The sequence below is a fragment of the Marinobacter sp. genome (genome assembly GCF_014859525.1).
Taxonomy (GTDB): Bacteria; Pseudomonadota; Gammaproteobacteria; order Pseudomonadales; family Oleiphilaceae; genus Marinobacter.
In genome coordinates, this window is sequence record NZ_JACUUB010000092.1 from 1 (window position 1) to 8,413 (window position 8,413).

The following is an 8,413-nucleotide window of genomic DNA, read 5'->3' on the forward strand; positions in this document are numbered from 1 at the left end:
ACTTCCTCACATCGCGTTTCTGGGCATTGGCCTGATGGGCGCGCCGATGACCCGAAACCTGCTGAACGCAGGTTACCCCATGACTCTGTGGAACCGGACGGCGAGCAAGTGTGAACCGTTTGCCGGGCAGGTAACCATTGCCGGTTCGCCGGCCGAAGCAGTGGCTGAGGCCGATATGGTGATCACCATGCTGGAAAACGGCGCGGTGGTGGAGGACGTGATGGTGGCTCAGGGCGCCTTGGCCGCTCTTAAAGCGGGTGCGCTGGTGATTGACATGAGTTCGGTGCAGCCGTCGCTGGCGCGGCGTCACGCGCAGCTGGCAGTGGCGCAAGGGGCGGGCTATGTCGATGCCCCGGTGTCGGGTGGCACCCTGGGAGCGGCGGAGGCTCGGTTGAGTATTATGGCCGGTGGCTCGGAAGACGACGTAGCGCGGGCTCGACCGGTGTTTGACGTGCTGGGTAAATGCACCCGCATCGGGCCGGTGGGGGCCGGGCAGTTGGCCAAGCTGGCGAATCAGGCGATTGTGGGGATTACCATTGGCGCGGTGTCTGAGGCATTGCTGCTGGCAGCTAAAGGCGGGGCAGATCCGGCGGCGGTGAGGGAGGCACTGATGGGGGGATTTGCCGGCAGCCGGATTCTGGAGTTGCACGGTCAGCGGATGATTGACCGGGATTTTGCGCCGGGCGCGCCGGCGCGGATTCAGTTGAAGGATCTGCGGATGATTCTGGATGAGGCCCGGGCCGAGGGTTTGACGCTGCCGCTGGCGCAGCAGGTGCATAATGAATATTTGTCACTGGTGGCGAATGGCCACAGCGATGTCGATCACAGCGGTCTGTTGCTGGAGCTGGAGCACATTAACAGTACGTTACTGGGGTCTGTGGGCCGGGCTCCGAAGGCGTCGGGAGAAGAGTAATGCCGCGTTTTGCAGCGAATTTGTCGATGCTGTTTACGGAAGTGCCGTTCTTGGCACGTTTTGCCCGGGCTCGGGCGGCGGGGTTCACGGCGGTGGAGTATTTGTTTCCTTATGACTGGCCAGCAGAGCAACTTGCTGCTGAACTTGAGGTTAACAGCCTTACCCAGGTGTTGTTCAATCTGCCGCCGGGTGACTGGCAGGCGGGGGAGCGTGGGATTGCCTGTCTGCCTGATCGGGTTGAGGAGTTCCGGGCTGGGGTGGATCAGGGTATTGCGTATGCTCGGGTGCTGGGTAATACACAGCTGAACTGTCTGTCTGGCGTGAAACCTGCGTGGCTGGAGGAGGATGTGGCCTGGACGACGCTGGTGGCGAACGTGCAGTACGCTGCGGAGCGTTTTGCTGAAGCCGGCCTGACACTGTGCCTGGAGGCCATCAATTCTCGTGTCGATATGCCGGGCTTTATGCTGGACACCACCGGTAAGGTGATGGCGTTGATCGAAGCCGTCAATGCCGATAATGTGCGACTGCAGTACGATGTCTATCATATGCAAGTTATGGAGGGGGACTTGATCCGCTCCATCGAATGCCTGCTGCCTTGGATTGGCCACATTCAGTTTGCGGATAATCCGGGGCGGCATGAACCGGGCACGGGCGAGATTAACTTTTCGAATGTTTTCGACGCGCTCGACCGGCTGGGTTATCAGGGATGGGCCAGTGCAGAATATCGCCCATCAGCGTTAACGGAGGACTCCCTGTCCTGGTTCCCGGCCAAGTGTTGACCGTCGTCATTGGCGACACCCTCTTACAAGATGGTAACTGGCCCGGTTTCAGAGTTCTTCGTACCCTAGGCGTTAATGTAATCCGCTATCAGGAGGACCGCCGGTGAAAGCACTGGTAATCGAAGACGACCGGGACGTGGCAAATTATCTGCTGAAGGGGCTGAGAGAGTCCGATTTCGTGGTGGACCATGCGGCCGATGGCAAGGAAGGCATGATGATGGCGGCCAGCGAAGAATACGACATCATGATTGTGGATCGTATGTTGCCGGGCATGGATGGTTTGTCCATTATCAAAACCGTACGCGCGACCGGTAACCAGACCCCGATTCTGATTCTCAGCGCCCTGGGCGATGTGGATGACCGGGTTGAGGGCTTACGCGGTGGTGGTGATGATTATCTTACCAAGCCATTTTCATTTACCGAATTGCTGGCCCGAATCGAGTCGCTGATTCGTCGTAACCGCCAGGCGGCGGAAACCGAGACGGTGTTGAAGGTAGCGGATCTGGAAATGGATCTGCTGGCCCGGACGGTCAAGCGCGCGGGTCAGAATATCGACGTCCAGCCGCGGGAGTTTCGGCTGCTGGAGTACCTGATGCGCAACGCTGGTCAGGTGGTTACCCGGACTATGCTATTGGAAAAAGTCTGGGATTATCACTTCGATCCTCAGACCAACGTCATTGATGTGCACATCAGCCGTCTGCGTGCCAAAATCGACAAGGAATTCGATACACCTTTGCTGCAGACCGTGCGGGGTGCGGGATACATGCTACGTGAAACTGCTTAGTCAGCTCAGAACATCCTCTTTTCAGCTGGCCCTGCTGTATATGGTGGTGTTTGCCACTTCGGTGTTTCTGTTGTTGGCGTTCATCTACTGGCGCACCGCAGGGTTTATGACTGCCCAGACCGATGAAACCATCGAGGCAGAAATTGCCGGGCTGGCAGAGCAATACCGGGGGCGGGGCGTTAACGGATTGATCACCATTATCCGCGAGCGAGTTGCCCGGGACCCCAACGCCAAATCCATCTATTTACTGACTACCGACGACTTTCTCAAGTTGGCCGGCAATATTGAAACCTGGCCCGAAGGCAGCCGCACGTCAGACACGGGCTGGATTAATTTTACCCTGAACTCGTCCGTTGGATGGCAAGGCCCTGAGCGGCTGGCGCGTGCCCGTATTTTTGAAGTACAGGGGGGGCTAAAATTGCTGGTGGGGCGGGATGTGGAAGAACTCACCAATCTCAAGCGGGTGATCGAAACTGCTATCAACTGGGGCATGGGCATAACGCTGGCGCTGGCCTTGTTGGGCGGCTTTTTGATGAGCCGTGGCACCACGCGCCGCATAGAAGTCATCAACAACACGTCGCGACGGATTATGAATGGTCACTTGTCGTTGCGTATTCCGAATCGGGGTACCGATGATGACTTCGATCAACTGGCAGAAAACCTCAACCAGATGCTGGACCGAATTGTCTACCTGATGGAAGGTATCCGGCACGTATCAGACAGCATCGCCCACGATTTACGCACCCCTTTGACCCGGTTGCGCAACCAGCTGGAAAGCACACTTATTGCGGTGGATAACGACGAGGCCCGTGATCAGGTGGGCCGGGCAGTCTCTGAAGCCGATCAGCTGCTGGCTACATTCAATGCCTTGCTGCGGATTGCTCGCCTGGAGACCCGGGGTAACTCGGCTGATATGAAGGTGATCTCGCTGGATGAGTTAGTCAGCGATGCCTGTGAGCTCTACGAGGCACTGGCAGAAGATAAAGAGCAGGCATTCTCCCAGGCCCTGGAGCAGGGTGTGATGATTGAGGGGGATCGAGACCTGTTATTTCAGATGGTCAGTAACCTGATTGATAACGCCATCAAGTACACCCCGGAACAGGGCGCGATTCAGGTGGTTGTGCGGCGAGAGGACGCTGGCGCTGTGTTTGAGGTTCAGGATTCCGGTATCGGTATTCCGGACGACGAGAAGGGCCAGGTGTTCCAGCGATTCTATCGGGTGGGCAAGAGCCGCTCATTGCCGGGTAACGGCCTCGGGCTGAGCCTGGTCAGTGCCGTTGCGGAAATTCATCAGGGCGAGATTTTGTTGAGCGATACCCGTGCGGGAGAAAGTTCCCCCGGATTGACCGTGACCGTGCGAATGCCGGCTTTTACCGGCACTCGCAAACGGATCAAAACAGCTCAGTCGGATCTTACCGACGATGTGCCGGGTGATCGACGTGGGGCGGTCGAAACCAGCAGCGCCTGAGGCTTACTGGCCAGTGCGAAGCCGATTGACTCTGCTGACGATCGGGCTGAACATGACATCTGCACGGGCCTCGACCTGGCCTGCGATCCGCTCGAACTGAGAGCGGCGACGGTCAACCTTGGCCTGAATGCTGTCCCACTCTCCCTCCAGGTGTTTTTGTTCCGCCATCACGAAAGCCGCAATGTTATGGCGGTTGAGCTTGCTGGTAATTCCCAGGCTATCCAGTCGGAAGCCAAGGTTGTCGACACCTTCAAGGGCCAGGTTGAGCAGTTTTTTGGTGTTCATGTGTGTCTCCGTCAGGAATAAAATTATCACCATTGCTCTGTAAGCTATCCCCGGCTACTAGAGTGTACAACCTAATTTTGACCAGACCGGCCTTCGAAAGTTGCCTTGCCAAAAGGTAATTCCCAGGCCACCGCCGGGTAATACTCAGTGTGGAGAATGGGTATTGTAGATGTTGAAGCAAGTACAAAGTTGCTTGCTTCTTCCTCCAGCACAGCGCTAGCCTTATACCCCGTTACCCGCGGGGTTTTTTTTGCTCTGAATTTTTTGATAAACCTGGAACAACCCGATGACTAATGCCTCAGGTTCAGCTGGTGCCCGCGTGCGCTACATTACCCCCGACGGTGAACGGGCGTTGCGGGATGAGTTGCAGTATCTGTGGAAAATCAAACGGCCAGAAGTAACTCAGGCCGTTCGGGAAGCCGCTGCGCAGGGCGATCGATCGGAAAATGCCGAATATATTTATGGCAAAAAACAGCTGCGGGAGATTGATCGGCGGGTGCGTTTTCTCAGTAAGCGCCTCGATGAGCTGACTGTGGTTGATCGTTTGCCGGAAGACCAGAGTCGGGTGTACTTCGGGGCTTGGGTGACGGTGGAAGATGAGGCGGGTGATGAGCAGAGATATCGGCTAGTGGGTGCGGATGAATTCGATCTTGGTAAGGGTTATCTGAGCATTAACGCGCCGCTTGCGCGGGCGTTGGTTGGCAAGCACCTGGATGATGAGGTGTCGGTGAAAACGCCGGAGGGTTGGAAGACCGTACTCATCACGGGTATACACTACGCTGCGACGGTGTCCTGAGCGCTCGGAATGCCCAGTACATCTTCATAAAAGAACGTCAGTGCCAGGCTTGCCTGATTAAGCTTCGCCCTTGATACCTGGATCTTCTTGCCCAGATAGTCAAGAAACAGCCTCTGGTCTTCCGGTACCAGGTTGTCCGGGTCTTTGAACTCGTGAAAAAGCACAAAACGGCTGATCCAGTGAAGGTAGGTTTGTTCCGCCCGCTGGTTTAGTTGTCGTTTCTGAAACGCGGCTTTAACGTCGGTCACAATACCAGGTCGCGACTGCTCGAGAGCGTCGGAAATAGTCATGGCGTGTACTCTTCTGAAGGCTTGTTGTTCTTATGTTGGCCGCATCATATGACAAACGTTTGACGGGCGCAAAAATAAACCGACGGGAATGACTGTAGCGGGTAACAGCCCGCCGGCAGGGCCGGCAGGCGCTGTTCAGGTATTACTTCAACGATTCCAGCTTGTCGATATACTGTTGCATGGCCTCGTCGCTGGAGGTGCCTTTATACTTTTCCCAGGCGTCGTACTTGGCGCGGCCCACAAAATCCATCATGCCCGGACGTTTACCGGAGACATCACCCGCGGTTGCCTGTTTGTAGAGGGCGTAGAACTCTAGCTTCATCTCATTGGATGGCTTGAAGTCGCCTTCGGCAGTCTGAATGTAGTTCACCGCGTCATCGAATTTGGTTTTCAGGTCACTCATGGTTTGGCTCCTTGGTCTGCGTGGTTGTTTCCTTTAAGGATGTGGCGAGTATAGCGATGGCAGCGACAACCGTCATTGACCGAATGCGCATCACGGCGGGCATCCGGGCAATCTGGCAAAAGTTTGCCCGACCGCACAGTTTGGCTTATTGCTGGCCAGTTTTGGCTTGAGAATGCCAGGTCAGATGTGTACAGTCTCGCTCGTTGTCTGCCAGGACGGTAGGCACCAAGGACCGAATTACACTGCAAATGAATTGCACAGGGAGCACGCCATGTCTGCGAAAGACGGTTCCGTCGCGCCGAAAGAGCGCATCAATATCAAGTATGTCCCCGCCACCGGCGATCAGCAGGCTGAAACCGAGCTGCCGTTGAAGATGTTTGTGGTTGGCGATTTCAAGGGTCATGCTGAAGAAACCCCCATTGAAGAACGCAAAGCCATTTCCGTTGACAAGAACAACTTCCGTTCTGTCATGAAGGAAGCTGGACTGACGCTGTCTACCTCCGTTTCCAACAAGCTCGAAGAAAATGCCGATGACCTGCCGGTCAATCTGGAATTTCAGGGTTTGGACGACTTTTCTCCGGACAGCATTGCCCGACAGGTACCCGAGCTGAAAAAGCTGATCGAGCTGCGCGAAGCGTTGGTTGCTCTGAAAGGTCCGCTGGGTAACGTTCCGGCTTTCCGCAGCAAGATGCAGGAGCTGCTGGACAACGAAGGCGCCCGGGAAAAGCTGCTGGCGGAACTTGATCTGGCCACCGAAAGCGGCGAGTAACCAGCGTTACCGTCGAATGCGGTAACCAACACCGATTATCAATCACGTACTGAAGGGATGTGGTATGTCTGATACTGCTGTGCAGCAATCTGCTGCCTCCGAATCCGTAGCAGAAGGGTCCTTGCTGGACCAGGTCATGGCCAACAGCCGTATGGCACCGGCCGACGAAGGTTATGATGTTGCCCGCAAGGGCGTCGCTACCTTTATCGCTAACCTGTTAAAAAGCGAGGAAAAAGGTCAGCCAGTCAACAAGGCGCTGGTCGACCAGATGGTGGTCGAGCTGGATCGCAAAATCAGCGCCCAGATGGATGAAATCCTGCACGCCCCTAAGCTGCAGGAGCTGGAATCGTCCTGGCGCGGCCTGAAATTGATGGTAGACCGCACCGAGTTCCGCGAGAACATCAAAGTCGACATCCTGCATGCCACCAAGCAGGAATTGCTTGAAGACTTCGAGTTTGCGCCGGATGTCACCCAAACCGGTTTCTACAAGCACATCTACGCGGCGGAATACGGCCAGTTCGGCGGTGAGCCGGTAGGTGCCATCCTGGGTAATTATGCGTTCAGTCCTTCGACGCCAGACATGAAGCTGTTGCAGTACGTGTCGTCAGTTGGTGCCATGTCTCACGCGCCGTTCCTGTCTTCCGTTGCACCATCGTTTTTTGGCGTAGACAGCTATCAGGAATTGCCGGCCATCAAGGAATTGAGTGCTGTTTTCGAAGGCCCGAAGTACGCCAAGTGGCGCTCCCTGCGGGAATCCGAAGATGCCCGTTATCTGGGGCTGGCGGCACCGCGCTTCCTGCTGCGTGTGCCTTATGACCCGACCGAAAACCCGGTGCGCAGCTTCAACTACAAAGAAGAAGTGTCTGGCGACCACGAGCATTACCTGTGGGGCAACACGGCCTACCTGCTGGCCACCCGACTGACCGACAGCTTTGCCAAGTACCGCTGGTGCCCGAACATCATCGGCCCCCAGAGCGGTGGTGCGGTAGAAGACCTGCCGGTGCACACCTTTGAATCCTTCGGCCAGCTGGAAGCCAAAATTCCGACCGAAGTGCTGATCACCGACCGTCGCGAATACGAACTGGCGGAAGAGGGCTTCATCGCCCTGACCATGCGCAAAGGCAGCGACAACGCCGCGTTCTTCTCCGCCAACTCGGTGCAGAAGCCCAAACAGTTCCCGAACACCAAGGAAGGCAAAGAAGCGGAAACCAACTACAAGTTGGGCACCCAATTGCCGTACATGATGATCGTGAACCGCCTGGCCCACTACATCAAAGTGCTGCAGCGCGAGCAGATTGGTTCCTGGAAAGAACGCCAGGATCTGGAGCGGGAACTGAACACCTGGATTCGCCAGTACGTGGCCGACCAGGAAAACCCGCCGGCCGAAGTTCGCAGCCGCCGCCCGTTGCGTGCCGCCAAGGTAGAAGTGTCGGAAGTAGAAGGCGATCCAGGCTGGTACCAGGTCTCCCTGGCCGTGCGCCCGCACTTCAAGTACATGGGTGCCAACTTCGAACTCTCGCTGGTCGGCCGCCTGGACAAGGATTAATCGGTGTTTGGCGACACCGGCACTGACGGCGTTCGTAATACCGGCAGCCTGTTTGAAAGACTGGAACAGGCCGCCGCCCCGGCGGGGCAAAGCATGGGCGAAGTCACCCATGTGGTGGAATCCATCAAACGCCACCTGGTACGCCTGCTGAATGCCCATCCGGGCAACAGCGCCAGCGTACCAGACCTGGGATTGCTGGATTTCAACGACGCCACCCTGGGTACTCACGACCTGAGTATCCAGATCCGGGGCTCCATCCGTCAGTGTATCGAGAAGTTTGAACCCAGAGTCAAGCGGGTAGAGGTGCTGGCACTGCCGCCGGGGCCGGACCCGCTGCAGTTGAAGTTTCAGGTAACGGTGTTTCTGAGTGTCGCGGGAAG

The 8,413-nt window shown here is 56.6% G+C and carries 11 protein-coding genes; 8 read left to right on the forward strand and 3 right to left on the reverse strand.

The window, feature by feature from the left end; translation table 11 throughout:
* From IBX51_RS13325 to IBX51_RS13340, 4 genes are all read left to right on the forward strand, one after another.
* On the forward strand, nt 1-913 hold a 913-nt coding region (locus tag IBX51_RS13325), incomplete at its 5' end, for an NAD(P)-dependent oxidoreductase (protein ID WP_291831772.1).
* A complete protein-coding gene (gene hyi, locus IBX51_RS13330; protein ID WP_291831773.1) occupies nt 913-1,692 on the forward strand; it encodes a hydroxypyruvate isomerase in 780 nt (259 codons plus the stop codon). The genes IBX51_RS13325 and hyi, both read left to right, overlap by 1 nt.
* Nucleotides 1,693-1,795: 103 nt before the next feature.
* A complete protein-coding gene (locus IBX51_RS13335) occupies nt 1,796-2,476 on the forward strand; it encodes a response regulator transcription factor (RefSeq protein ID WP_291831774.1) in 681 nt (226 codons plus the stop codon).
* Nucleotides 2,463-3,944, forward strand: coding sequence for a HAMP domain-containing sensor histidine kinase (locus IBX51_RS13340; RefSeq protein ID WP_291831775.1), 1,482 nt, complete (start codon nt 2,463-2,465; stop codon nt 3,942-3,944). The genes IBX51_RS13335 and IBX51_RS13340 overlap by 14 nt, the downstream gene beginning before the upstream one ends.
* Before the next feature lie 3 nt (nt 3,945-3,947).
* On the opposite strand, the gene IBX51_RS13345 is transcribed toward IBX51_RS13340, so the two are convergent.
* A complete protein-coding gene (locus tag IBX51_RS13345; protein ID WP_291831776.1) occupies nt 3,948-4,229 on the reverse strand; it encodes a hypothetical protein in 282 nt (93 codons plus the stop codon).
* A gap of 286 nt (nt 4,230-4,515) precedes the next feature.
* Here IBX51_RS13345 and greB point away from each other — a divergent pair, with 286 nt between their 5' ends.
* The gene (gene greB, locus IBX51_RS13350; RefSeq protein WP_291831777.1) at nt 4,516-5,025 is read left to right on the forward strand and encodes a transcription elongation factor GreB; all 510 of its coding nucleotides are present in this window, start codon (nt 4,516-4,518) and stop codon (nt 5,023-5,025) included.
* Here the strand turns inward: greB and IBX51_RS13355 are convergent.
* The gene (locus IBX51_RS13355) at nt 5,004-5,315 is read right to left on the reverse strand and encodes a site-specific integrase (protein WP_291831778.1); all 312 of its coding nucleotides are present in this window, start codon (nt 5,313-5,315) and stop codon (nt 5,004-5,006) included. The two genes, greB and IBX51_RS13355, sit on opposite strands and share 22 nt — an antisense overlap.
* A 142-nt stretch (nt 5,316-5,457) precedes the next feature.
* Complete coding sequence (locus IBX51_RS13360; protein ID WP_291831779.1) at nt 5,458-5,718, reverse strand: acyl-CoA-binding protein; 261 nt, start codon at nt 5,716-5,718, stop codon at nt 5,458-5,460.
* A gap of 271 nt (nt 5,719-5,989) precedes the next feature.
* Here IBX51_RS13360 and tssB point away from each other — a divergent pair, with 271 nt between their 5' ends.
* From tssB to tssE, 3 genes are all read left to right on the forward strand, one after another.
* Nucleotides 5,990-6,487, forward strand: coding sequence for a type VI secretion system contractile sheath small subunit (gene tssB, locus IBX51_RS13365; RefSeq protein WP_291831780.1), 498 nt, complete (start codon nt 5,990-5,992; stop codon nt 6,485-6,487).
* Nucleotides 6,488-6,551: 64 nt separating this feature from the next.
* The gene (gene tssC, locus IBX51_RS13370; RefSeq protein WP_291831781.1) at nt 6,552-8,033 is read left to right on the forward strand and encodes a type VI secretion system contractile sheath large subunit; all 1,482 of its coding nucleotides are present in this window, start codon (nt 6,552-6,554) and stop codon (nt 8,031-8,033) included.
* Nucleotides 8,034-8,036: 3 nt separating this feature from the next.
* A partial coding sequence (tssE, locus tag IBX51_RS13375; RefSeq protein WP_291831782.1) for a type VI secretion system baseplate subunit TssE occupies nt 8,037-8,413 on the forward strand: 377 nt, incomplete at its 3' end.

Excerpts from the sequence above, each read along its gene's own strand:
- hyi (WP_291831773.1), top strand. The coding sequence starts at position 913 with ATGCCGCGTTTTGCAGCGAATTTGTCGATGCTGTTTACGGAAGTGCCG.
- IBX51_RS13345 (WP_291831776.1), bottom strand. The coding sequence starts at position 4,229 with ATGAACACCAAAAAACTGCTCAACCTGGCCCTTGAAGGTGTCGACAAC.
- greB (WP_291831777.1), top strand. The coding sequence starts at position 4,516 with ATGACTAATGCCTCAGGTTCAGCTGGTGCCCGCGTGCGCTACATTACC.
- IBX51_RS13355 (WP_291831778.1), bottom strand. The coding sequence starts at position 5,315 with ATGACTATTTCCGACGCTCTCGAGCAGTCGCGACCTGGTATTGTGACC.
- IBX51_RS13360 (WP_291831779.1), bottom strand. The coding sequence starts at position 5,718 with ATGAGTGACCTGAAAACCAAATTCGATGACGCGGTGAACTACATTCAG.
- tssB (WP_291831780.1), top strand. The coding sequence starts at position 5,990 with ATGTCTGCGAAAGACGGTTCCGTCGCGCCGAAAGAGCGCATCAATATC.
- tssC (WP_291831781.1), top strand. The coding sequence starts at position 6,552 with ATGTCTGATACTGCTGTGCAGCAATCTGCTGCCTCCGAATCCGTAGCA.